This is a genomic window from Streptomyces apocyni, from assembly GCF_009739465.1.
Lineage (GTDB): Bacteria > Actinomycetota > Actinomycetes > Streptomycetales > Streptomycetaceae > Streptomyces > Streptomyces apocyni.
In genome coordinates, this window is sequence record NZ_WHOM01000033.1 from 81,290 (window position 1) to 104,487 (window position 23,198).

At 71.1% G+C, this 23,198-nt stretch carries 21 protein-coding genes; 2 read left to right on the forward strand and 19 right to left on the reverse strand.

Annotated elements, in window-relative coordinates; translation table 11 throughout:
• Window positions 1-35 precede the first annotated feature (35 nt).
• The 7 genes from GCN81_RS00900 to GCN81_RS00930 all read right to left on the reverse strand — a co-directional run bounded on the left by GCN81_RS00900 (window position 36) and on the right by GCN81_RS00930 (window position 7,526).
• Window positions 36-1,727 carry a flavin monoamine oxidase family protein gene (locus GCN81_RS00900; protein WP_156721452.1) on the reverse strand — a complete coding sequence of 564 codons (1,692 nt, stop codon included), beginning with the start codon at window positions 1,725-1,727 and terminating at the stop codon, window positions 36-38.
• 60 nt (window positions 1,728-1,787) lie between these two features.
• The gene (locus GCN81_RS00905; RefSeq protein ID WP_156721453.1) at window positions 1,788-2,585 is read right to left on the reverse strand and encodes a carbon-nitrogen hydrolase family protein; all 798 of its coding nucleotides are present in this window, start codon (window positions 2,583-2,585) and stop codon (window positions 1,788-1,790) included.
• Window positions 2,586-2,802: 217 nt separating this feature from the next.
• Entirely contained in the window at window positions 2,803-3,258 is a 456-nt protein-coding gene (locus GCN81_RS00910) for an Lrp/AsnC family transcriptional regulator (protein WP_156721454.1), read from the reverse strand.
• Between the two features lie 10 nt (window positions 3,259-3,268).
• A complete protein-coding gene (locus GCN81_RS00915) occupies window positions 3,269-4,681 on the reverse strand; it encodes an amino acid permease (protein ID WP_156721455.1) in 1,413 nt (470 codons plus the stop codon).
• A gap of 405 nt (window positions 4,682-5,086) precedes the next feature.
• A complete protein-coding gene (locus GCN81_RS00920; protein WP_156721456.1) occupies window positions 5,087-6,553 on the reverse strand; it encodes a GuaB1 family IMP dehydrogenase-related protein in 1,467 nt (488 codons plus the stop codon).
• 143 nt (window positions 6,554-6,696) lie between these two features.
• Window positions 6,697-7,071, reverse strand: coding sequence for a barstar family protein (locus GCN81_RS00925; RefSeq protein WP_156721457.1), 375 nt, complete (start codon window positions 7,069-7,071; stop codon window positions 6,697-6,699).
• The gene (locus GCN81_RS00930; protein WP_156721458.1) at window positions 7,068-7,526 is read right to left on the reverse strand and encodes a ribonuclease domain-containing protein; all 459 of its coding nucleotides are present in this window, start codon (window positions 7,524-7,526) and stop codon (window positions 7,068-7,070) included. Before GCN81_RS00930 ends, GCN81_RS00925 begins: the two co-directional genes overlap by 4 nt.
• Before the next feature lie 65 nt (window positions 7,527-7,591).
• Here GCN81_RS00930 and GCN81_RS00935 point away from each other — a divergent pair, with 65 nt between their 5' ends.
• Complete coding sequence (locus GCN81_RS00935) at window positions 7,592-9,130, forward strand: ATP-dependent DNA ligase (RefSeq protein ID WP_156721459.1); 1,539 nt, start codon at window positions 7,592-7,594, stop codon at window positions 9,128-9,130.
• 73 nt (window positions 9,131-9,203) lie between these two features.
• Here the strand turns inward: GCN81_RS00935 and GCN81_RS00940 are convergent, their stop codons facing one another.
• From GCN81_RS00940 to fmt, 4 genes are all read right to left on the reverse strand, one after another.
• Complete coding sequence (locus GCN81_RS00940; RefSeq protein WP_156721460.1) at window positions 9,204-10,289, reverse strand: sugar-binding transcriptional regulator; 1,086 nt, start codon at window positions 10,287-10,289, stop codon at window positions 9,204-9,206.
• An 81-nt stretch (window positions 10,290-10,370) separates the two neighbouring features.
• Entirely contained in the window at window positions 10,371-11,081 is a 711-nt protein-coding gene (rpe, locus tag GCN81_RS00945; RefSeq protein WP_156721461.1) for a ribulose-phosphate 3-epimerase, read from the reverse strand.
• A 122-nt stretch (window positions 11,082-11,203) separates the two neighbouring features.
• Window positions 11,204-12,625, reverse strand: coding sequence for an RsmB/NOP family class I SAM-dependent RNA methyltransferase (locus tag GCN81_RS00950; RefSeq protein WP_156721462.1), 1,422 nt, complete (start codon window positions 12,623-12,625; stop codon window positions 11,204-11,206).
• Window positions 12,626-12,715: 90 nt separating this feature from the next.
• Window positions 12,716-13,648: a methionyl-tRNA formyltransferase gene (gene fmt, locus GCN81_RS00955; RefSeq protein ID WP_156721463.1), complete on the reverse strand. Its 933-nt coding sequence runs from the start codon at window positions 13,646-13,648 to the stop codon at window positions 12,716-12,718.
• 258 nt (window positions 13,649-13,906) lie between these two features.
• On the opposite strand from fmt, the gene GCN81_RS00960 reads away from it, so the two are divergent.
• Window positions 13,907-14,482, forward strand: a complete 576-nt coding sequence (locus GCN81_RS00960) for a hypothetical protein (RefSeq protein WP_156721464.1) — start codon at window positions 13,907-13,909, stop codon at window positions 14,480-14,482.
• 145 nt (window positions 14,483-14,627) lie between these two features.
• Here GCN81_RS00960 and GCN81_RS00965 read toward each other — a convergent pair whose 3' ends face one another.
• The 8 genes from GCN81_RS00965 to GCN81_RS01000 all read right to left on the reverse strand — a co-directional run bounded on the left by GCN81_RS00965 (window position 14,628) and on the right by GCN81_RS01000 (window position 23,161).
• Window positions 14,628-16,781 (reverse strand): primosomal protein N', encoded by a 2,154-nt coding sequence (locus tag GCN81_RS00965; RefSeq protein WP_156721465.1) that lies wholly within the window; start codon window positions 16,779-16,781, stop codon window positions 14,628-14,630.
• A 158-nt stretch (window positions 16,782-16,939) separates the two neighbouring features.
• Window positions 16,940-18,148, reverse strand: coding sequence for a methionine adenosyltransferase (gene metK, locus GCN81_RS00970; RefSeq protein WP_156721466.1), 1,209 nt, complete (start codon window positions 18,146-18,148; stop codon window positions 16,940-16,942).
• A gap of 239 nt (window positions 18,149-18,387) precedes the next feature.
• Window positions 18,388-19,590, reverse strand: a complete 1,203-nt coding sequence (coaBC, locus tag GCN81_RS00975) for a bifunctional phosphopantothenoylcysteine decarboxylase/phosphopantothenate--cysteine ligase CoaBC (protein WP_156721467.1) — start codon at window positions 19,588-19,590, stop codon at window positions 18,388-18,390.
• 93 nt (window positions 19,591-19,683) lie between these two features.
• Window positions 19,684-19,956, reverse strand: coding sequence for a DNA-directed RNA polymerase subunit omega (gene rpoZ / locus GCN81_RS00980; RefSeq protein WP_156721468.1), 273 nt, complete (start codon window positions 19,954-19,956; stop codon window positions 19,684-19,686).
• 42 nt (window positions 19,957-19,998) lie between these two features.
• A complete protein-coding gene (gene gmk / locus GCN81_RS00985; RefSeq protein WP_156721469.1) occupies window positions 19,999-20,592 on the reverse strand; it encodes a guanylate kinase in 594 nt (197 codons plus the stop codon).
• 60 nt (window positions 20,593-20,652) lie between these two features.
• The gene (locus GCN81_RS00990; RefSeq protein WP_005319887.1) at window positions 20,653-20,976 is read right to left on the reverse strand and encodes an integration host factor; all 324 of its coding nucleotides are present in this window, start codon (window positions 20,974-20,976) and stop codon (window positions 20,653-20,655) included.
• A gap of 236 nt (window positions 20,977-21,212) precedes the next feature.
• Window positions 21,213-22,052, reverse strand: a complete 840-nt coding sequence (gene pyrF, locus GCN81_RS00995; protein ID WP_197287431.1) for an orotidine-5'-phosphate decarboxylase — start codon at window positions 22,050-22,052, stop codon at window positions 21,213-21,215.
• Window positions 22,049-23,161 carry a quinone-dependent dihydroorotate dehydrogenase gene (locus tag GCN81_RS01000; protein ID WP_156721470.1) on the reverse strand — a complete coding sequence of 371 codons (1,113 nt, stop codon included), beginning with the start codon at window positions 23,159-23,161 and terminating at the stop codon, window positions 22,049-22,051. Before GCN81_RS01000 ends, pyrF begins: the two co-directional genes overlap by 4 nt.
• Between the last annotated feature and the right edge of the window lie 37 nt (window positions 23,162-23,198).

Below are 23,198 nucleotides of genomic sequence, written 5' to 3' on the forward strand. Positions count from 1 at the left end.
CCCAGTCCTCGGTCTCAGTCCTCAGTCCTCAGTCCTCAGTCCTCAGGCAGCTCGACCGGAGCGATCTCGTCGTACAGGTCACCAGGCCCCGGGTTGGCCGCGTCAGTGGCGCCACCGAACTGGTGCATCACGCCCCAGACGGCGTTCAGCGCGGTCTGGATGGCGCCCTCGGCCCAACCGGCCGTCCAGGAGATGTCATCGCCCGCGAGGAACAGACCGCGCTTGTCCTCGGCCAGCTCGTCCTGCATGAAGTGGGTGAACAGCCGCCGCTGGTAGCGGTAGTGGCCGGGCAGGTTCGCCTTGAACGCGCCCATGAAGTAGGGCTCGTTCTCCCAGGACACGGTGACCGGGTTGCCGATGATGTGGCGCCGGATGTCGACCTTCGGGTAGATCTCGCCGAGCGACTTCAGCATGACCTCCATCCGCTCGTTCGCGGACAGCGGCAGCCACTTCAGGCTGTCATCGCACCAGGTGTAGGAGAGGCAGATGACGGCGGGCTGGTCCGGGCCGTTGTCCAGCAGGTAGGTGCCACGCGTCATCCGGTCGGTGAGCGTCATCGACATCACGTCACGCCCGGTGTCCTCGTCCTTGTCGAGCCAGAACGGCCGGTCAACCGGCACGAACAGCTTGGACGACTCCATGTAGTGGGTGCGCTCGATCGCCGTCCAGTGGTCGATCGGGAAGAGCGAGTCATCGCAGTCGATCTTGGAGAGCAGCATCCAGGACTGCGCCGTGAAGATCGCCGCACGGTAGGTGCGAATGTCCCCGGACGCGTCGGTCACGGTGATGCGGTTGCCCGCGGTGCGGTGCAGCCGGGTCACGGCGGGACGAGGTTCACCCTCGTGCAGCGACTTCAGCGACGTGCCGTACGCCCAGTGCACGAGCTTCTCCGGCTCGCGCTCCCACAGGCGCAGCGGCAGCTGCTGGCTGCCGCCGACGATGCCACGGTGGTGGTCGTCGGCCTCGGTGTAGACGACGCGCAGGATCTCCAGGATGGAGTTGGGGAAGTCGGTGTCCCAGCCGCCGGTGCCGAAGCCGACCTGGCCGAAGATCTCGCGGTGCCGGAAGGACTTGAAGGCCTCGGACTCGCAGAGGAAGCCGTAGAAGGTCTGGTTGTCCAGCTTCTCCACCAGCTTCGCCCAGATCTCCCGGATACGCGGGACGTCACGCTCGCGCAGGGCACGGTTCATGTCGGAGAAGTCGGCGCCCTCCTCCAGGCAGGCGTTCCACGCGTGCATCACGTCGCGGTAGACCTGCGGCAGGTCGTCGACGGTCTCGGCGTAGTGCGCCTCGCCCTTGAGGTCGACGACCGTGGAGGGGGTCTCGGGGGCCAGCGGGTTGGGGAACGGCCGGGTCTCCAGACCCACCAGGTCGATGTAGTGCTGGAGGGCGGTCGACGACGGCGGGAAGCGCATCGCGCCCATCTCGGCGGTCAGGTCGCCGTCACAGCCGGGGAAGCCCACCGTCCGGAGCCGTCCGCCGATCTGGTCGGCCTCGTACACCACGGGCTTGAGGCCCATCTTCATCAGCTCGTACGCGGCCACGATGCCGGAGAGCCCGCCGCCGATGACGGCGACCTCGGCGCCGTGCTCACCGGCGGGTATCTGGCCGAGCCCGGCCGGGTGGGCGAGGAAGTCGTCGTACGCGTACGGGAAGTCCGGACCGAACATGGTGATCGGCGGCTGCGCGTCGGTGTGCTGGACGGCGGTGGGCACCGTGGACGTCATGGGGTACGGACTCCTTGCGCGGTGGTGAAGGGGGAAGCGGGTGGAAGCAGGGGAGGTTGTTCAGACGAGGGAGGTGTAGAGGCCGGGGCGGCGGTCCCGTAGATACGGATTGGTCGCCCGCGACGCCGCGAGGAACTCCGGGTCCACCTCACCGGACACCAGTTCCTCGGCCCGGCCCGCACGCGCGCGGGCGACGCCGTCGGGTCCGACCAGGGTGGAAAGACCGGCGAACTCGAACGCGCCCTCGGGTCCTGTCCGGTTGGCGTAGGCGAGGTACATCTGGTTCTCGAAGGCCCGGACCGGCAGCACGGACTCGGCGACGATCTGGAAGGGGTGCATCAGCGCGGTGGGGACCAGCAGCAGATCGGTGCCCGCCAGGGCGTGCGCCCGTACGTTCTCCGGGAACTCCACGTCGTAGCAGATCACGACGCCGACGGTCAGACCGCCGAGCTCGGCCTGGACGACCGGCTGGTCCCCCGCGGTGAACTGCTCCGCCTCGAAGGCGCCGAACAGGTGGGTCTTGCGGTAGTTCAGCAGGAGAGCGCCGTCAGGGCCGACGAGCCGCGCCGCGTTGAAGACCATGTCCCCCGCGCGCTCCGGGTAGCCGTAGGCGACGGCGATGCCGTGGCGGCGGGCGATCTCGGCCACCGTACGGGCGGACGGGCCGTCCACCGCCTCGGCGAGCCGGTGCACATCGTCGCCGATCGCGTAGCCGGTCAGGTACAGCTCGGGGCAGACCAGCAGTCCGGCGCCGGTGGCGGCCGCCCGGCCCGCCTCCGTGTCCAGCAGTTCGAGGTTCTTCGCCACGTCACCGGGTCGTCCGGAGCTCTGGAGCAGGGCGGTGCGCAGCGGCGGCATGGGCTTCCTCGGGCGGTACGGAAGGGTGCTGGGGGACGCCTTTGACGGTACGGGCCAAGGTTCTGCCCGGACAAGGCGCTACCGTTGCGCGGATCTGAGCGATCTGTTGCGTGTTTTCGCCGTGATGCGGCGATTCGTTGCGCGCCAGCGCGGGCCGTGTACGGAAGCCCCGCCGCCCGTACCCGTAGGGAAGCCCACCTCCCCTGCCCGTACGGTCCTACGCCACCGACCCCGACGTGAACCGCCTCAGCAGCGGCGACAGCACCAGCACCGACTTGGTGCGCTCCACGAAGGGCTCACCCGCGATGCGCTCAAGCACCCGCTCGAAGTGGCGCATGTCGGAGGCGAAGACCTGGACGACGGCGTCCGCGTCCCCGGTGACGGTGGACGCGGACACCACCTCCGGATACCGCTCCAGACCACGGCGGATGTCGTCTGGAGCGGTGTTGTGCCGACAGTAGATCTCGACGAACCCCTCGGTCTCCCAGCCGAGCGCCGCCGGGTCGACCCGGACCGTGAAGCCCGTGATGGCGCCTTCGGCGCGCAGCCGGTCGACCCGCCGTTTGACGGCAGGGGCGGAGAGGCCCACTTCGGCGCCGATGTCCGCGTAGGAGCGGCGGGCGTCTTCGGCGAGGGCGTGGACGATGCGTTCGTCGAGGTCATTCAGTCGCACTGCGGGTGGATCACTTCTCTGCGGTGGCCAGTGGTGACGGCGCGCCCTCGAGTCGGGAGCGCTGCATGCCGTATCCGAAGTAGAACACGAGCCCCACGATCATCCAGCCAGCGAACCAGATCCAGGTGATGACCGGCAGGCTGAACATCATCCAGGCGCAGAAGCCGAAGCCCAGGATGGGCGTCAGCGGGAACAGCGCGACCTTGAAGGTCCTCGGCATGTCGGGCCGCTGCTTGCGCAGGATGACGACCGCGACGTTCACCAGTGCGAACGCGAAGAGGGTGCCGATGCTGGTGGCATTCGCCAGCTCACCCAGCGGGATGGTCGCGGCGAGCACACCGCAGAACATCGAGACGATCACCACGTTGGCCCTGGGGGTGCCGGTGCGCGGGTCGACCTTGGCGAAGACCCGGGGCACCAGGCCGTCGCGCGACATCGCGAAGAGGATGCGGGTCTGGCCGTACAGGACGGCGAAGACGACGCTGGCGATGGCGATGACGGCGCCAGCGGCGAGGACCACGCCCCAGAAGCTGTGCCCGGTGACGTCCTTCATGATCTGGGCGAGTGCGGCCTCGGTGCCCTCGAAGGTCTCCCACGGCATGGCGCCGACGGCGACCAGGGCCACCATGCAGTACAGGACCGTGACGATCACCAGGGACAGCATGATCGCGCGCGGCAGGTCACGCTTGGGGTTCTTGGCTTCCTCACCGGCGGTGGAGGCGGCGTCGAAGCCGATGTACGAGAAGAACAGGACGGCCGCGCCGGCGCTGATCCCGGTGATGCCGAGCGGGGCCAGCGGGGTGTAGTTGCCCGCCTTGATGCCCATGAAGCCGATGACGCAGAAGAGCACCAGCGTGGCGATCTTGATGACGACCATGATCGTGTTGACCCGGGCGCTTTCCTTGGCGCCGCCCATCAGGAACACCATGGCCATCAGGATGACGATCAGGGCGGGCAGGTTGATGTACCCGCCCTCACCGAGTGGCGCGGACACCGTCTCGGGGATGGTGATGCCGAGGGTGCCGTGCAGCAGCTCGTTCAGGTACTCGCCCCAGCCGACCGCGACGGCCGCGACCGACACGCCGTACTCGAGGATCAGGCACCAGCCGCATATCCAGGCGATGAGCTCGCCCATGGTGGCGTACGAGTAGGAGTACGAGGAGCCGGAGACCGGTACGGACCCGGCCAGCTCCGCGTAGGAGAGCGCCGAGAACAGGGCGGTCAGACCGGCGATGACGAAGGAGATCGCCACCGCGGGACCGGCCAGCGGAGTCGCCTCGCCGAGGACGACGAAAATGCCGGTGCCGAGGGTGGCACCGATGCTGATCATGGTCAGCTGCCACATGGTGAGCGAACGCCGCAGCGTGCCGCCCTCGCCCTGACCGCCCTCGGCGACCAGCACCTCGACGGGCTTGCGGCGCATCAGCCGCGTTCCGAGCCCGGAGGATCTTACGGTCGTGGGGGGTGCCGAGCTTTGGTCCAACACTGGGGACGCTCCTTGTCGTGCTGCGGGTCGAGCGCGGTTGACCGCGACGGGGCCCGTGGCAGCGCAGGGGGAAGCGCCTCGCACCAGGAAGGACCGCCGAGCAGGCGGTCAACGCCACTCCACGTACAGCGGTTGAGCCTATGAGCTGGGGGTTCCCGTACGTAATGCATCAACCTTGCGCGTCAACGTGTGATCATTGCGCGCAAGTGCCCCGGATGGGCTTTTGTTGCGCACTGCCGTTATGACTCGCTCAAAACGGACCGCGGCCCCGACCGTCCGGAGACGATCGGGGCCGTGGCCGAGGGAACGTGTGGCCGAGAGAACGTAAGGGGGCAGCCGGTACTAGCTCCAGCTGGCGTGCAGCGGCTTGCCCTCCGCGTAACCGGCGGCGCTCTGCACACCCACGACGGCGCGCTCGGCGAACTCCTCCAGCGAACCGGCACCGGCGTAGGTGCAGGAGGAACGCACGCCCGCGATGATCGAGTCGATCAGGTCCTCGACGCCCGGGCGGGCCGGGTCCAGGAACATCCGCGAGGTGGAGATGCCCTCCTCGAACAGCGCCTTGCGCGCGCGGTCGTAGGCCGACTCGTCGGAGGTGCGGTTGCGCACGGCACGCGCCGACGCCATGCCGAAGGACTCCTTGTAGAGGCGCCCGTCGGCGGACTGCTGGAGGTCGCCCGGGGACTCGAAGGTGCCCGAGAACCACGAACCGATCATGACGTTGGACGCACCGGCGGCCAGTGCCATGGCGACGTCACGCGGGTGCCGGACGCCACCGTCGGCCCAGACGTGCTTGCCGTACTTCTTGGCCTCCGCCGCGCACTCCAGCACGGCCGAGAACTGCGGACGGCCCACGCCGGTCATCATGCGAGTGGTGCACATGGCGCCGGGGCCCACACCGACCTTGATGATGTCGGCGCCCGCCTCGATCAGATCCCGTACGCCCTCAGCGGCGACGATGTTGCCCGCGACGATCGGAACCTGCGGGTCCAGCGCCCGTACGGCCTTGACGGCGGAGATCATCGACTCCTGGTGGCCGTGTGCCGTGTCCACCACCAGCGTGTCCACACCGGCGTCGAGCAGCTGCTTGGCCTTGCCCGCCACGTCGCCGTTGATCCCGACGGCGGCGGCGACGCGCAGCTTGCCGTTCGCGTCGACGGCGGGCGAGTACAGCGTCGCGCGCAGGGCGCCCTTGCGGGTCAGGATGCCGACGAGACGGCCGTCCTTGTCGACGGCGGGAGCGACCTTGCGGTGGCCCGCGTCCAGCTGGGTGAACGCCTCACGGGGGTCGATGTCGGCGTCGATGAGCAGCAGCTCCCGCGACATGACCTCGGACAGCTGGGTGAACCGGTCCACTCCGGACAGGTCCGACTCGGTGACGACACCGATCGGCTTGTGGTCGCCGTCGATGACGACACCGGCGCCGTGCGCCCGCTTGTGCAGCAGCGACAGCGCGTCGGCGACCGTCTGCGTCGGGGCCAGGATGATCGGGGTGTCCAGCACGAGGTGACGGCTCTTGACCCAGGTGATGACCTCGGTGACGACCTCGATCGGAATGTCCTGGGGGATCACCACAAGCCCGCCCCTACGGGCGACGGTCTCGGCCATACGGCGACCGGCGATCGCGGTCATGTTCGCCACGACCAGCGGAATCGTGGTGCCCGTACCGTCCGGCGAGGAGAGGTCCACGCCCTGCCGGGAGCCGACGGCGGAGCGGCTCGGCACCATGAAGACATCGTCGTACGTCAGGTCATAGGGGACCGGAGAAGAATCCACGGGGCGCCCGGTACCTGGCTCAAGAAAACGCATAAGACCCAGTTTTCCATACGAAATAGCGCAGGTCGCTTCCACGAAGACACAGCAAAACACCCCCGTGTTCGTCTACTCCTCCGAAGAGGCACGGAAGAGGTCCGGGGGCTTTGGCGCTTTGGTGTCAGGCAGTGGAACCTGCCTTACCCCCGGATGCTACCCGCCTCCAGCGTCAGCAGCACGACGAGCTGGGTGTCGCTCGCCCGCCAGTGGTCCGCCGCGTCGGCCAGAACCTCCTGGGCGATGCCCCACTCGCGTGGCTGCGCACGGGCGTACGCGTGCCAGCCCGACACCACCAGGAGCCGCCCTCCGGTGGCCGGAGCCCACGACAGGTCGGTGAGGCAGTCCGCGAGCGCGTCCCAGTTGCGTCCGAACCATGCGGGCAGGTCCAGGTGGCGGGCGCAGCGGTCCATGAAGGTGGCCTTGTCCACGGCACCCTCGAGGTCGAGTACGGCGGTGTGCCAGCCCGTGGCGCGGGCGGCTGCCAGGACGGGGGCCAGGGCGAGGGCGTCGGTCATCGCAGAACCGCCTTGAACGAGTTGTAGTGGTCCGGCGTGTAGTAGGTCTCGCCGCCGTCACCGGTGACCAGACGCCGGGCCCCACGCGTGCGCTCGCCCGGGGTGCGGACCGTGTACTCCCGGTAGTAGCCGCGCTGCTGACGGGGCAGCAGCCGCTCGAAGTTGCCGAAGGTCGTGCCGTCCTGCGCGTACGGGAAGGGGCCACCGGAGTCGATCAGGCGCAGCGTCTCGCGTGCCTCGGGTGGCAGCTCGCTCACCAGAACCGTCGCCATGCCCCGCGCCCAGCCCGGTGTCGCGGGGGCCGACGCTCCGCCGGGGGTAGGCGTCCCGCCCGGCGCGCTGGTGTCGCTGGTCGTGGCGCAGCCGCCGAGCAGCAGCGCGACGGCGGACAGCAGGGCGAGTAGCAGACCGGTAGGGCGGCGGTGGGGTGGTGCCTGACGGGGCCCGTGCAGCATGCGGCCGATGCTCCCACAGGCGCCGAACCACTGCGGGTAGGCGGCTGCTGGGCCACGATGTGTTCATGCTGCTCTCCGATGTGGCCAGAACCTCGCGGGAGATCGCCGCGACCCGTTCACGGTCGAAGAAGACCGCTCTCCTCGCCGAGCTGTTCCGCGGGATGTCACCGGCTGACGCGCCCCTGGTCGTCTCGTATCTCGCGGGACGGATGCCACAGCGGAAGATCGGCGTGGGCTGGACGTCCTTCAAGGAGCGGCAGCCGCCAGCCGATGAGGCCCGGCTCACCGTCCAGGAGGTGAACGCGGCGTTCGACCAGATCGCGGCTGTGTCCGGCCAGGGCGCGCAGGCCGAGCGCAGACGGCTGCTGCACGCACTGTTGTCCGCCGCGACCGAGGACGAGCAGCGCCTGCTGTACGGGCTGATCGGCGGTGAGCTGCGGCAGGGCGCGCTGGACGCGCTGGCGGCCGAGGCACTGGCGGTGGCCGTCGGCGCTGACCCGGTGGCGGTACGGCGGGCGGTGATGCTCGCGGGGCGGCTCGACGTGGTGGCGGCGGCGCTGGCCGCCGACGGGGTGGCGGCGCTGGACGACTTCCGGCTGGATGTGGGGCGCCCGGTGCTGCCGATGCTCGCGAAGACCGCGAAGGACGTGGACGAGGCGGTGGAGCGCCTTGGTCCGTGTGCGGTCGAGGAGAAGCTCGACGGCATCCGGGTGCAGGTGCACCGGGCGGGTGACGCGGTGCGGGTCTTCACCCGGACGCTGGACGAGATCACCGTACGGCTGCCTGAAGTCGTCGCCGCGGCCCGAGAGTTGGCGGCCGACCGGGCGGTGCTGGACGGTGAGGTGATCGCGCTGGACGGGCAGGGGCGGCCGCGGCCGTTCCAGGACATCGCGGGCCGGGTCGGCTCGCGCCTCGACGTCGAGGGCGCTCAGGCCTCGCTGCCGCTGTCCCCGGTCTTCTTCGACCTGCTGGCCGTGGACGGCCGTGACCTGCTCGACCTGCCCGCCCGGGAGCGGCACGCGGAGCTGGCCCGGGTGGCGCCGGAGCCGCGCCGGGTGCGGCGGCTGGCGATCGACGACCCCGGGGACGTACGACTGCGGGAGGCCGCGCGGGAGTTCGCGGCCGAGGCCCTGGAGCGCGGGCACGAGGGCGTCGTACTCAAGGCGCTGGACTCCGCGTACAGCGCGGGGCGGCGCGGGGCGTCCTGGCTGAAGGTGAAGCCCGTGCACACCCTGGACCTGGTGGTGCTCGCGGCGGAGTGGGGGCACGGACGGCGCACCGGGAAGCTGTCCAACCTGCATCTGGGCGCGCGCCGCCCGGACGGCTCCTTCGCGATGCTGGGCAAAACCTTCAAGGGCCTCACCGACGCGTTGCTGGCGTGGCAGACCGAGCGGCTCGGGCAGTTGGCGGTGAGCGACGACGGGTGGGTGGTGCGGGTACGGCCCGAGTTGGTGGTGGAGGTGGCTTTCGACGGCGTGCAGCGCTCTTCGCGGTATCCGGAGGGGGTGACGCTGCGGTTCGCGCGGGTGGTGCGGTACCGCGAGGACAAGCGGGCGGCGGACGCGGACACGGTCGCCGCGGTGCACGCGCTGCACGAGGGGTAGCGCGCGGGCCAGGCGTCGTCGTTCAAGCGGGGGCCGCTGACGGGCTCTCAACCCCCGCCGCCGACACTGGCTACTACCGGCCCTGCGGCCCCTCGCTGTCCGGGTCCGCGCGGTCCAGTGCCGGGCGCGGTGCCGGGCCCGTCTCCAGGAGCAGGTCCGCCGCCGCGGTGTCCGTGACCAGGCTGGTGACCAGGCCGGAGCGGAGCACCGCGTCGATCGCGCCCGCCTTGCGCTGGCCCCCGGCGATCGCCACCACCTCGGGGATACGCCGCAGCCGGTCGGCCTCGACCGTGATGCACCGCTCCCCCAGGTCACGTCCGACCCGGCGGCCCTGCCCGTCGAAGAGGTGCGCGGACATCTCGGCGGCGACTCCGAGCGAGGCGTAGTGGGCGCGCTCGTCGTCGGTCAGCATGTCGTGCACCGTGGAGATGCCGGGCTCCCAGGAGCCGATGGAGACCGCGGCGACGGTGACCTTGTCGAAGTACTCGAAGGCGCGGGCGATCCCGGTCTGGTTCCGCAGCGCGGCGGCGGTCGCCGGGTCCGGCAGCAGCATCGGCGCGTAGATGGGGTGCGCCTCGCCGCCGGACACCTGTGCGGCACGCCGTACCGCCTCCACCGAGCCGCGCTCGGCGGTCCCCGCGTCGTACACACCCGTCAGCTGGACGACCGTGCAGGGCGGCAGCCGGTCCAGGGCCGCGGCCATATGGATGGTGGACCGGCCCCAGGCCAGACCCAGCACATCGCCCTCGTTGACGAGCTCGCCGAGCAGGTCAGCGGCCACCTCGCCCAGGTTCTCCGGATCGGGCGACTCCTCGGCCGACTCCGCCGGTGACTCGACGACGACCGCGTGCCGCAGGCCGTAGCGGGCCCGCAGCCGGTCGGAACGCTCCGCGTCGAGTTCCGCTGGCACCCGGATCTCGATCCGTACGAGGTCGCGTTCGAGCGCCGTCTCCAGGACCCGCGCGACCTTGAAACGGCTGACGCCGAACTCCTCGGCGATCTGGATCTTGGACTTGCCCTCGAGGTAGAAGCGGCGGGCCATGGCCGCCGCCTGCACCAGCTCAGCGGGTCCCATCCGCAGGGCTGGCCGACCCGCCGACATGCCGGACACGGCAATCTCCTCACTGTTCACAAGTTCACTGAGCGACTCACCGTTCATCCTCGCAGATCCGGCGGTCTTGATCAGTCGTGCGGTACTGCGTTCACCTGGCCGTGGCTCAGCGGACGCGTGGCCGGTGACTCAGTGGTCACATGCCCAGGCCGCCGCCGCGCTCACGGCCTGTTCATGCGACGCGGCAGCGCCCTCGGCCTTCGCCCGCAGGGCGCGTACCGCCGCGGCCGGGTCGTCCTTGCCGAAGACCGCGGAGCCCGCCACGAAGACATCGGCGCCCGCCTCGGCGCAACGCTCGATGGTGGCCTCCGCGACCCCGCCGTCCACCTGGAGCCACAGGTCCAGGCCGTGCTTGGAGATCAGCTCGCGGGTCCGCCGGATCTTCGGCAGCATGATGTCCAGGAAGGCCTGGCCGCCGAAACCCGGCTCCACGGTCATGATCAGCAGCATGTCGAGCTCGGGGAGCAGGTCCTCGTACGGCTCGATGGGCGTCGCGGGCTTCAGTGCCATCGACGCCCTGGCTCCCTTGGCGCGGATCTCGCGGGCCAGCCGTACGGGCGCGGCCGCGGCCTCGGCGTGGAAGGTGACGGATCCGGCCCCCGCTTCCACGTACTGCGGCGCCCAGCGGTCGACGTCCTCGATCATCAGGTGGCAGTCCAGCGGAGTGTCCGTGGCCCGGCTCAGGGACTCCACGATCGGCACGCCGAGCGTGAGGTTCGGGACGAAGTGGTTGTCCATCACGTCGACATGGAGCCAGTCGGCGCCTTCGACGGCCTTCGCTTCGTCGGCGAGCCGTGCGAAGTCAGCGGACAGGATACTGGGATTGATCTGAACGGCCATGCCCCCAGACTGCCATGCCCGCGGAGCTTTCCCACCCTCGGTCCTGGTGGTCGGCCCCGGGCCCACCCGGAACCTCACCTTCCATGCCGTTCTGGCGCGTAGGCAGTTAGGCAGTTATGCAGTTAGGCAGTGCGCCGCAACACCGCCAGGTACATCGCGTCCGTGCCGTGCAGATGCGGCCACAGCTGGACGTCCGGGCCCTCGCCGAGTGCCGGGACGCCGGGCATCAGGGGGCGGGCGTCGATCAGTTCGGCGCCGCCCTGCTTCGTCAGTACGTCGTCGACGACGGCGCGGGTCTCGGCGAGGTGCGGGGAGCAGGTGGCGTAGCCGACGACACCGCCGACGCGGACGGCCGCCAGCGCCTCCTCGAGGAGGGCCCGCTGGAGCGGGGCGAAGCCGTCCAGGTCCTCGGGGCGGCGCCGCCAGCGGGCCTCGGGGCGGCGGCGCAGGGCGCCAAGTCCGGTGCAGGGAACGTCCATCAGTACCCGGTCGAAGCTGCCGGGCCGCCAGGGCGGTCGGGTGCCGTCGGCGGCGATCACCTGGTACGGGCCCGGGTTGCCCTCCAGGGTGCCCGCCACCAGCCGGGCGCGGTGCGGCTGCTTCTCCGAGGCGAGCAGCAGCGCGCCACGCTGGGCGGCGAGCGCGGCCAGCATCGCGGCCTTGCCGCCGGGGCCCGCGCAGCCGTCCAGCCACCGCTTGTCCGGCCCGTCCAGCGGCGCCTGGGCGAGCGCGAGCGCGACCAGCTGGCTGCCCTCGTCCTGCACTCCGGCGCGCCCCTCGCGCACGGCGTCCAGCGCCCCCGGCTCGCCTCCCTCGGTGAGCCGTACGGCGTGCGGCGACCAACGCCCGGGCAGGCCGCTCTCCTCGCCGAGCGTGTCCAGGAGCTCGTCCGCGGTGCTGCGCCCCGGCCGGGCGACCAGGGTCACCTCGGGGCGTTCGTTGTCGGCCTCCAGCAGGTCCTCGATGCCCGCGCGTCCGCCGCCCAGCGCGTCCCAGAGCGCGGACACGATCCAGCGCGGGTGCGAGTGCACCACCGCGAGATGGTCCTCGGGGTCCTGGTCGTACGGCGGCGCGACCTTGGCCAGCCAGCCGTCCAGATCGTCCGCCGCGATCTTCCGCAGGACGGCGTTGACGAACTTGGCCCGCCCGTCGCCGAGCACCACCCGGGCCAGTTCGACGCTGGCGGACACGGCCGCGTGGCTGGGAATCCGGGTCCCGAGCAATTGATGCGCACCGAGGCTGAGCACGTCCAGAACCGGCGGGTCGACCTCGCGCAGCGGCCGGTCGACACAGGCCGAGATGATCGCGTCGTAGGTGCCCTGGCGGCGCAGGGTGCCGTACACCAGCTCGGTGGCCAGCGCCGCGTCCCGCCCGTCGAAATCGCCCTTGTCGCGTGCCTTCTTGAGCAGCGGCGGCAGGACGAGGTTCGCGTACGCGTCCCGCTCGTCCACCGCCCGCAGCGCCTCGAACGCGAGCATCCGCACAGGGTCCTTCTGCGGGCGGCGGTAGGGCTTGCGCGGACGGCGACGAGGCTGGTCGTTCACGAAAAGGTGCTCCGGATCTGGATAGAGATACGTACTAAGCCTACGGCGACCCGCCGACCAGGCCCGCCGAGCAACGCCCGGCCCCTCGTCTCAGGCGCCCAGCGTCTCACCCGGGGCGATGCGGACCCCGCGGGCCCAGTCCGCCGCCCGCATCGGCTTCTTGCCCTGCGGCTGCACCCAGAGCGGCTCCACGGCGTGTGAGCCGGTACCGACGTACACGTTGTTCTTGGCGACGGACAGTTCGCCGGGGGCCAGATCCTGGTGATCCGGGACCAGTTGTACGGAGATGAGCTTCAGCCGCTCCCCACGGAAGACCGTCCACGCTCCCGGCGCGGGGGTGCAGCCGCGTACCACGCGGTCGACGCGCAGCGCCGGAGCGGCCCAGTCCACCCGGGCGTCCTCGACGGTGATCTTCGGCGCGAGCGAGATGCCCTCCCGCGGCTGCGGCACGGCCTTGAGCGAGCCGTCCTCCAGCCCGTCCATGGTCGCCGCGAGCAGGCCCGCGCCCGCGAAGGCGAGCCGCGTCAGCAGGTCACCACTGGTGTCCGTGGGGCGGACCCGCTCGGTGACCGTCCCGTACACCGCACCCGCGTCAAGGCCCTCTTCGATCAGGAACGTCGACGCGCCGGTGATCTCGTCACCCGCCATGATCGCGTGCTGTACGGGGGCGGCGCCACGCCAGGCGGGCAGCAGCGAGAAGTGCAGATTGACCCAGCCGCGCGGGGGCACATCCAGCGCCACCCGGGGCAGCAGCGCACCATAGGCGACGACCGGGCAGCAGTCGGGGCCGATCTCGCGCAACCGGGCCAGGAAGTCCTCGTCCCGTGGCCGCCGGGGCTTGAGCACCTCGATACCCGCCTCCTCGGCCCGCTGGGCGACCGGGCTGGCCACCAGCCTGCGACCGCGCCCTGCGGGGGCGTCGGGCCGGGTGACGACGGCGGCCACCTCGTGGCGCTCGGAGGCGATCAGGGCGTCCAGGGCGGGAACGGCGACCTCGGGGGTGCCTGCGAAGACCAACTTCATAGGTGGGCGACTGCCTCTCGGGCGGGGGTCAGGACGAGCTCTCGGGCGGGGTCAGGACGAGCAGCACACCAGTCTATTGGCCCGCCTGTGAGGCCGCCGCCCACAGGGCGTGCGAGACACCGTGCGCCCTGCGCATATGCGCATACGCCCCCGTACCGTGACCACATCGCCGAGGGCGCGTTGGTCAAGAAAGAGTTGACCACAACGGGCCGCGCATGCGGCCCGATCCTTTTAACCGCCGGTTCGAGAGGCTTGTTCATGGCCGACCACGCAACCCACGACGCCCAGGCACGGGCCAGCCTGCATCTGCTGGTGCGGGACATCGAGCGGGTCCGCCGGCAGGTGGACGCATTGCGCACCCTCACCGCCCAGTTGGGCAACGTCTACCGCCCGCGCCGCTCCGGGCCCTCCACGGGCTTCGTCGTGTACGGACGCGCTCCCGCACCGACCGTCCGCCTTGCCCAGGAGCTCCGCGACAGCGTCGAGACACTCGTCACGGCCGCCGTGGACTTCGACCGCTCGCTCGGCTTCTCCTGGGACGCGGTGGGCTCGGCGCTCGGCGTCACCAAGCAAGCGGTGCACCGCAGGTACGGCGCCCGGCGGGCGACGACGCAGGCGGCCGCCGAGGCGGAGCGCTCCACCGATTCGGCGAGCTCCCGCCCGGTCTCCGTCGGGACCGTCGGGACCGTCGGCTCCGGCGGCTCCAGCGGTTCCGGCGCGCCCCTGCCGACCGTTCCCGCCGCGCGCTCCATGCCGACCCAGCCGACGGCAGGCAGCTCCGGCCTCCGCGACGAGGCCCGCCCGGGAGCCTTCCCCGGCCCGCGCAACGGCTGAGACCGAGACCGAGGCAGCGTTCGCCGAGGCGGTGTTCGCCGATACCGCTGCCCCACCACGCTGTGCTGGCCCTGGTACGGGGCACCGCCCGGGTGTCCCGTACCGAGGTCGTTACCCGGCGAGCCCGCCAGGCCCGCCAGACTCGTCAGCCGATGTCCAGCGGGTCGATCCGGATCCGTACCGGCTCGCCCTCCCCCCGCGCCATGCGTGCGGCCTGCGCCGCCTTGAGCGCGGCGGCCAGCGCCGAGCCGCTCCCCGGCGGCACCCGTACGAGCGCCCGCTCCCACTGTTCACCCGGCGGCGGTCCACCCGAGCGCCGTGGCCGGCCCGGGTCCGTGACAGGCAGCGGTACGGGGCCCAGCACCTCGGCGTCGCCGGGCAGTTCGACCGCGTCGAGAAACTCCGCGATGGCCTCGGGGCGCCCAGCGACCGCCGCCATCCGGGACACCGGCGGAAACCCCAGCTCCGCGCGATCCGCCAGCTCCCGCACCGCGTGCCCCACCGGGTCCCACCGCACCAGCGCCTGCACCGGCCGCAGCGTCGGCTCGGCGACCATGACCACAGTGCCGCCCGCACCCTGCGGACGCACCAGTCCCGCCGCCCCGATCCAGCGGCGCAGCGCCTCCTCGCCCGCGCGCAGATCAGGCCGCCCCAACATCGCCCAGCCATCGAGCAGCAGCGCCGCCGCGTAACCGCCGCCGTCGGCGACCGGCTCGGCACCGGGCGTCGACACCACGAGCGCGGGCGCCGACGGCACCGTGTCCAGCACCTGCTCACGCCCCGACGTACGCACCGGCACCGCGGGGAAGGCCCGCCCCAGCTCCTCCGCCGTACGCCGCGCCCCCACGACCTGGGCCCGCAACCGGAAACCCCCGCACTCGGCACAGTGCCACTCGGGCTCACCGCGCCCGCACCACCCGCAGTGCAGCGCGCCCGCGTCCCGCGCCTCCAGCGGCCCCGCGCACTGCCGACAGCGGGCGGCCGCCCGGCACCGCTCACAGGCCAGCCGGGGCACGTACCCCCGCCGCGGCACCTGCACCAGTACCGGCCCGTGCGCCAGCGCCTCCCGTACCACCCGCCAGGCCAGCGTGGGCAGCCGCGCGGCCCGCGCCGCCTCGTCCCGTGCCAGGTCCTCGTCGCCCACGGTCCGCACCAGCGGCGCGGCCCCGCGAACCTGCTCGCGTCCGGCGGTCAACGGCCGCGCCCAGCCACTCTCCACGAGCTGGGCCGCCTCCACCGTGCAGCTCCAGCTCCCCACCAGAAAGCCGCACTTCTCCTGCGCGGCGCGCAGCTCCAGCACCTCGCGCGTATGCGGCTGCGGGGCGTGCGGCTCACTGTGGCTGCCGTCCCCGTCCTCCCAGACGGCGACCAGACCCAGATCCCGTACCGGCGCGAACATCGCGGCCCGTGTCCCCACCACGGCCCGCACCGACCCACGCCGCACGGCGAGCCACTCCCGGTACCGCTTCTCCGGCCCGGCGTCCGCGGTGAGCACCGCGTGCCTGCCCGCGCCGAGCAGCGCCGTCAGCGCGGCATCCACCCGCCCCGCGGCCCGCCCGTCCGGTACGACCACGAGCGCGCCCCGCCCCGAGGCGAGCGTCGCCGCCACGGCACGCGCCAGCTCATCGGCCCAGTGCGGCCCCGGCAACGCGTTCCACACCGCCCTCGGCGCCTCGCCCTGAGCCAGCGCCCGCAGGAACGCCGCCCCCTGCGGGTACCGCTCCCAGGTCCCCGGCTCAGGGACCTCAGGCGCCGCGAGCGGCTCGGGCGACTCCTTGCGCTCGGCCCGGGCGTTCCTGGGCGGCACGGCCAGTTGCAGCACATCCGCGAGACTCCCCGCGTAGCGGTCGGCGACCGCCCGGGCCAGACCCAGCAGCTCCGCGCTCAGCACCGGCTCGGGCGACACGACCTGCGCGAGCGCCGCCAACGGCCCCGCGTAGTCGGACTCCGCCCGCCGCTCGACCAGAAATCCCCCGATCAGTCCCCCGCCCTCGCGCCGCCCGCCATGCACCCGGTGCTTACCCGCCCCGAACCGCACCCGCACCCGCACGCCGGGCTGCGCGTCCGCGTCGAGCTCCTCGGGCACCGCGTAGTCGAAGTACCGGTCCAGATGCAGCACCCCCTTGTCCACGAGCACCCGCGCGACCGGCAACTCCTTCGCCAGTGCGGCCCCCCGCCAGGTCCGCGGCTTGGCCCGCGGCACCTGGGCCTGCCGCACCGTCTCCCGAATGAGCGCAAGCTGCTCCGGGCGAGGGGCCTCACCCCCCACCTCGTCCGCCTGCCCGTTCCCGCTGCTCACAGCCCCATACCTACCAGACCCCACTGACACCGGACGCCCTCCCGTACGTCCGCACGACCACCGGACCGCACAGCCGCACGGCACAGCGAAGGCGCGGCCCTCCTCTGAGGGAGAGCCGCGCCTCGTCAGCCGTTACCCGTTACGGGCGCGGGGAGCCGCTACAGCCCCGCCGCCGCGCGCAGGGCGTCCACGCGGTCGGTGCGCTCCCAGGTGAAGTCCTCCAGCGCGCGGCCGAAGTGGCCGTACGCGGCGGTCTGGGCGTAGATCGGCCGGAGCAGGTCCAGGTCCCGGATGATGGCGGCCGGGCGGAGGTCGAAGACCGTCGAGATGGCGGCTTCGATCTTGTCGGTGTCGACGGTCTCCGTACCGAAGGTTTCGACGAACAGACCGACCGGCTCGGCCTTGCCGATCGCGTACGCGATCTGGACCTCGCAGCGGGAGGCCAGACCCGCCGCGACGACGTTCTTGGCGACCCAGCGCGTCGCGTACGCGGCGCTGCGGTCGACCTTGGACGGGTCCTTGCCCGAGAAGGCGCCGCCGCCGTGCCGGGCCATGCCACCGTACGTGTCGATGATGATCTTGCGACCGGTCAGGCCCGCGTCACCCATCGGACCGCCGATCTCGAACCGGCCGGTGGGGTTGACCAGCAGGCGGTACCCCTCGGTCTCCAGCTTGATGCCGTCCTCAAGGAGCGCCTTCAGCTCGGGCTCGACCACGAACTCCCGGATGTCCGGAGCCAGCAGCGAGTCCAGGTCGATGTCCGACGCGTGCTGCGAAGAGACCACGACCGTGTCCAGGCGGACCGCCTTGTCGCCGTCGTACTCGATGGTGACCTGGGTCTTGCCGTCCGGGCGCAGGTACGGGATGGTGCCGTTCTTGCGGACCTCGGAGAGGCGCTTGGAGAGCCGGTGGGCGAGGTGGATCGGCAGCGGCATCAGCTCGGGCGTCTCGTCCGACGCGTAGCCGAACATCAGGCCCTGGTCGCCCGCGCCCTGCTTGTCGAGCTCGTCCTCGTCACCCTCGACCCGCTTCTCGTACGCGGTGTCGACGCCCTGCGCGATGTCCGGGGACTGCGCGCCGATGGACACCGAGACGCCACAGGAGGCGCCGTCGAAGCCCTTCTTGGAGGAGTCGTAGCCGATCTCGAGGATCTTGTCGCGGACCAGCGTCGCGATGTCGGCGTACGCCTTGGTCGTGACCTCACCCGCCACATGTACCTGGCCGGTGGTGATCAGCGTCTCGACGGCGACGCGGGAGGTCGGGTCTTCCCGCAGCAGGGCGTCGAGGATGGTGTCGCTGATCTGGTCAGCGATCTTGTCGGGGTGACCCTCGGTCACAGACTCCGAGGTGAAGAGACGACGGGACACAACGCTCCCTGGGGTTGCAGCGGCTGCTGGCTGATCATTGGTGGAACGTCCGGGAGCTGCGCCCGGTTCCGTTCCGAGACCAGTTTATCGGTCTGTGCCGGTCAACGACCCCCGTGTCTCGCCAGATGGGAGTCCTGTGACCTGCGACACCGCATTCTGCGGCATGAAGCCGGATCTCCACCAGAGGGTCCTCGCCCGGATTCCACGGTTTTGCGCAATCCTAGGGTGCGAAGTGCCGTTCACCCGAAACGGGCGACGACGAGGTCCCAGACGGTGTCGGCGAGCGCTTCCTTGGGGCCGTACGGCACCGGGGTCTCGCTGCCGTCGGCGCCGAGCACCAGGGCCTCGTTCTCCTCGGAGCCGAAGGTCTTGCGTTCTCCGACCTCATTGACGACGAGCAGGTCACAGCCCTTGCGGGCCAGCTTGGCGCGGCCGTTCGTGAGGACGTCGTCGGTCTCCGCGGCGAAGCCGACGACGACCTGTCCTGGCCTGGCCCGTTCGGCGGAGATCTCGGCGAGGATGTCCGGGTTGCGGACGAGGGCGACCGGCTCGGGCTCCCGTCCGTCCTGCTTCTTGATCTTCCCTCCGGCATACGTGGCGGGGCGGAAGTCCGCCACGGCGGCGGCCATCACCAGCGCGTCGGCCTCCGGCGCGGCCTTCAGTACGGCCTCGCGCAGCTGAACGGCGGTCCCGACCCGTATGACGTCGACGCCCGCCGGGTCGGGCAGCTCCGCGTTGGCGGCGAGCAGGGTGACGCGGGCGCCGCGCGCGGCGGCGGTGCGGGCGAGGGCGTACCCCTGCTTGCCGGAGGAGCGGTTGCCCAGGAAGCGGACGGGGTCGAGTGGCTCCCGGGTGCCGCCCGCGCTGATCACCACATGGCGCCCGGCGAGGTCGGGCTCGTCCACCCCCCGGGCCACTACCCGACGGCAGACCTCGAAGATCTCCCCCGGGTCGGGCAGCCGCCCCTTGCCGGTGTCCACGCCGGTGAGACGGCCGACGGCGGGCTCGATGACGAGGGCGCCGCGGCGGCGCAGCGTCGCGACGTTCTCCTGCGTGGCCGGGTGCTCCCACATCTCGGTGTGCATCGCGGGGGCGAACAGGACCGGGCAGCGCGCGGTCAGCAGGGTGTTGGTGAGCAGGTCGTCGGCGAGGCCGTGGGCGGCCTTGGCCAGCAGGTCGGCGGTGGCCGGTGCGACCACGACCAGGTCGGCGGACTGGCCGATCCGGACGTGCGGGACGTCGTACACATCGGACCAGACCTCGTCGGAGACCGGATGTCCGGAGAGCGCGGCCCAGGTGGGAGCCCCGACGAACTTCAGCGCGGCCGCGGTCGGCACGACCCGTACCTCGTGGCCGGACTCGGTCAGCCGTCGCAGCAGCTCACACGCCTTGTAGGCGGCGATCCCGCCGCTGACCCCCAGAACGACCTTCGGCTTGCCCACTGCGTCTCCCCGCACTCGGAACCCGTACCTGCAATCCCCATGACACACCACAGGCCCGGCAGTCGCGCTGCCGGGCCTGGGATGAAGTTCGTGCTACTGAGCCGGGCCCTCGATGGGCTCGGAGGTCAGCAGACCCGCGTTGATCTCGCGCAGCGAGATCGAGAGCGGCTTCTCGTGGACGTGGGTGTCCACCAGCGGACCGACGTACTCAAGGAGGCCCTCGCCGAGCTGCGAGTAGTACGCGTTGATCTGACGGGCGCGCTTGGCGGCGTAGATCACCAGGCTGTACTTCGAGTCGGTGGCCTCGAGGAGCTCATCGATCGGCGGGTTGATGATGCCCTCGGGCGCGGTCATGGAAGAGGACACGATCTACCTTCCGAAAAGGGATGAAAAACAGAATTCAGAATTCTAGCCAACGTTCATCAAGGCTAGCAGCTCGCGAGCCACGTCCTCGACCGAGGTGTTGACCAGGGTGGTGTCGAACTCGGACTCCGCCGCGAGTTCGACCCTGGCGGCCGCGAGCCGACGCTCGATGACCTCAGGGGCTTCCGTTCCGCGGCCGGTGAGCCGACGTACCAGCTCCTCCCAGTCGGGCGGAGCGAGAAAGACCAGCTGAGCCTCCGGCATCGACGCGCGGACCAGCCGCGCGCCCTGCAGATCGATCTCGAGGAGCACCGGCTCGCCGTTCTCCAGCCGCTCCAGGACGGCCTTTCGCGGAGTGCCGTAGCGGTTGCCCGCGAACTCGGCCCACTCCAGCAGCTCACCGTTCGCGATCAGCTTGTCCATCTCCTCGTCGCTGACGAAGAAGTACTGGACGCCATGACGCTCACCGGGTCGCGGCTTGCGTGTGGTGGCCGAGACCGAGAGCCAGACCTCGGGGTGTTCTTTGCGCATATGGGCGACGACCGTGCTCTTGCCGACCCCTGAGGGGCCGGAGAGCACGGTCAGCCGCGGACGTGCGTCCGGGGGTTCGGGGGTCGTCCCCCGGGGTGTTACAGCCATGCAGCGATTATCCAGGTTCTCGGCGGTGCCGGAGACCGTGAGGCCTCCGGGTGGCAGAGCCTAGGCGGCACCGCCGCCGAACTCACGCTCCAGCGATGCGATCTGGTTGGAACCGAGCCCCCGCACACGCCGGCTCTCGGAGATCCCCAGACGCTCCATGATCTGCTTGGCGCGGACCTTGCCCACGCCGGGCAGGGACTCCAGCAGGGCGGAGACCTTCATCTTGCCGATGACATCGTTCTCCTGGCCTTGCTTGATGACCTCGTGAAGAGACGCGCCGGAATGCTTGAGTCGATTCTTCACCTCGGCCCGCTCCCGGCGAGCCGCGGCGGCCTTTTCGAGCGCGGCTGCGCGCTGTTCAGGGGTAAGGGGCGGAAGAGCCACGCCTACGTCACCTCGGTTGTCGAACTGTCGGATACGGACCGGTGAGGAACCTAGTCGCCCCACACCAGGTGAGCAACGAGCGAAACTCACCCGTGCACTCCCGTCGGAGACTAGCGGCCATGACCGCTCTAGTCAGCGAGAACAGCGGAAAAGTCCTGGTCAGCCTCCGCTGAACTATACATATCCGACATAACGCCCCAGATTTTGGAGAAGTGCACATCAGCCGAGGGGCGAGCCTACGACCCGACAGCGGCCCGCACCTCGTCAGCGAACCGCACCGCCGCGTCCCGCAGCGCGGTCAGATCCGGTCCATGGCGCAGCACGCCCCGGCTGACGTTCGGCACGACATTGCGCACCGCCGCCCCGAACACGCCCGGCAGATCCGCTGGCGTGGCCCCCTGCGCCCCGATCCCGGGTGCAAGCAGCGGACCGTTGATGTCCAGCTCGTACGTCGACAGATCACCGAGCGTCGCCCCGACCACGGCGCCGAACGACCCCATCGGCACCGCCCCGGTGTTCTCCGCCGCCAGCCGCGCCAGCATCGTCGCCCCGACGTCACGCCCGTCCGCCCGCACCGCGTGCTGCACCTCGCCGCCCTCCGGGTTGGAGGTGAGCGCCAGGACGAACAGCCCCGCGCCGCTCTCCCGCGCCAGATCCACCGCGGGCTTCAGCGACCCGTACCCCAGGTACGGCGACACCGTCAGCGCGTCCGAGAACAGCGGCGCGCCCTTGCGCAGGAAGGTCTCCGCGTACGCGGCCATGGTGGACCCGATGTCACCGCGCTTGGCGTCCATCACGACCAGCGCACCGGCGTCCCGCGCCTCCTCGACCGACTTCTCCAGGACGGCGATCCCCCGCGACCCGAACCGCTCGAAGAACGCCGACTGCGGCTTGAGTACGGCGACCCGGTCGGCCATCGCCTCCACGACCGTGCGCGAGAAGCGCTCCAGGCCCTGGATGTCGTCGCTGAGCCCCCAGGACTGGAGCAGCGCGGCATGCGGGTCGATGCCGACGCACAGCGGTCCACGCTCGTCCATGGCCCGGCGCAGCCGCGCGCCGAAGGGTTCCAGGGTCATGCTGATGCCTGCTTCCTGACGTCGGCGCCGACCGCGTCGGCGAGGGTGGCGTACGGGCTGTCGTTCAGCCGGGCCGCGAGGCCGCGGTGCATCGCGCGCATCCAGAAGGGGCCCTCGTAGATGAAGGCGCTGTAGCCCTGGACGAGGGTGGCACCGGCGAGGATGCGCTGCCAGGCGTCGTCGGCGTTCTCGATGCCCCCGACGCCCACGAGGGTGAGATCGTCCCCCACGCGCGCGTAGAGGCGCCTCAGCACCGCCAGGGAGCGCTCCTTGACCGGCGCTCCGGACAGCCCGCCGGTCTCCGCGACCAGCGCGGCGTCCGACCGCAGTCCGAGCCCGTCGCGGGCGATGGTGGTGTTGGTGGCGATGATGCCGTCCAGACCGAGCTCGACGGCCAGGTCGGCGACGGCGTCGATGTCCGCGTCGGCCAGATCAGGGGCGATCTTCACGAGCAGCGGCACCCGGCGCTCCGGCACGCTCCGGTCGGCCGCTTCGCGTACGGCGGTGAGCAGGGGCCGCAGATGCTCGACGGCCTGGAGGTTACGCAGTCCGGGTGTGTTCGGCGAGGACACGTTGACCACGAGGTAGTCGGCGTGCCGGGCCAGCCGCTCGGTGGACTTCACGTAGTCGGCGGCCGCCTCCTCCTCGGGAACGACCTTGGTCTTGCCGATGTTGACGCCCACGACGGGCTTGAAGACCGGGTGACGGGTGGCCAGCCGCTCGGCGACGGCCGCCGATCCCTCGTTGTTGAAGCCCATGCGGTTGATCAGCGCACGGTCCGGTACGAGGCGGAAGAGCCGCTTCTTGGGGTTGCCTGGCTGCGGTTCGCCGGTGACGGTGCCGATCTCGACGTGGTCGAACCCCAGCATCGCCATGCCATCTACAGCGACCGCGTTCTTGTCGAAACCGGCCGCGAGACCGAAGGGGCCGTGCATCCGCAGCCCCAGCGCCTCGGTGCGCAGTTCCTTGGCGCGCGGCGCGAGCACGGCGGCCACGAAGGTCCGCAGGACCGGGACGCGAGCGGCGAGCCTGATCCAGCGGAAGGCCAGATAGTGGGCGCGCTCGGGGTCCATCCGCCGGAAGACGAGATTGAAGAAGAGTTTGTACATCGCGATTCCTCGTCGGGCCCTGGCCACGCGGCGACAC

Bases quoted from the DNA above. Each gene is read 5' to 3' on its own strand.
- GCN81_RS00900 (WP_156721452.1), bottom strand. From the start codon at position 1,727: ATGACGTCCACGGTGCCCACCGCCGTCCAGCACACCGACGCGCAGCCG.
- GCN81_RS00905 (WP_156721453.1), bottom strand. From the start codon at position 2,585: ATGCCGCCGCTGCGCACCGCCCTGCTCCAGAGCTCCGGACGACCCGGT.
- GCN81_RS00915 (WP_156721455.1), bottom strand. From the start codon at position 4,681: ATGCGCCGCAAGCCCGTCGAGGTGCTGGTCGCCGAGGGCGGTCAGGGC.
- GCN81_RS00920 (WP_156721456.1), bottom strand. From the start codon at position 6,553: ATGCGTTTTCTTGAGCCAGGTACCGGGCGCCCCGTGGATTCTTCTCCG.
- GCN81_RS00925 (WP_156721457.1), bottom strand. From the start codon at position 7,071: ATGACCGACGCCCTCGCCCTGGCCCCCGTCCTGGCAGCCGCCCGCGCC.
- GCN81_RS00930 (WP_156721458.1), bottom strand. From the start codon at position 7,526: ATGCTGCACGGGCCCCGTCAGGCACCACCCCACCGCCGCCCTACCGGT.
- GCN81_RS00935 (WP_156721459.1), top strand. From the start codon at position 7,592: ATGCTGCTCTCCGATGTGGCCAGAACCTCGCGGGAGATCGCCGCGACC.
- GCN81_RS00940 (WP_156721460.1), bottom strand. From the start codon at position 10,289: ATGAACGGTGAGTCGCTCAGTGAACTTGTGAACAGTGAGGAGATTGCC.
- rpe (WP_156721461.1), bottom strand. From the start codon at position 11,081: ATGGCCGTTCAGATCAATCCCAGTATCCTGTCCGCTGACTTCGCACGG.
- fmt (WP_156721463.1), bottom strand. From the start codon at position 13,648: ATGAAGTTGGTCTTCGCAGGCACCCCCGAGGTCGCCGTTCCCGCCCTG.
- GCN81_RS00960 (WP_156721464.1), top strand. From the start codon at position 13,907: ATGGCCGACCACGCAACCCACGACGCCCAGGCACGGGCCAGCCTGCAT.
- gmk (WP_156721469.1), bottom strand. From the start codon at position 20,592: ATGGCTGTAACACCCCGGGGGACGACCCCCGAACCCCCGGACGCACGT.
- pyrF (WP_197287431.1), bottom strand. From the start codon at position 22,052: ATGACCCTGGAACCCTTCGGCGCGCGGCTGCGCCGGGCCATGGACGAG.
- GCN81_RS01000 (WP_156721470.1), bottom strand. From the start codon at position 23,161: ATGTACAAACTCTTCTTCAATCTCGTCTTCCGGCGGATGGACCCCGAG.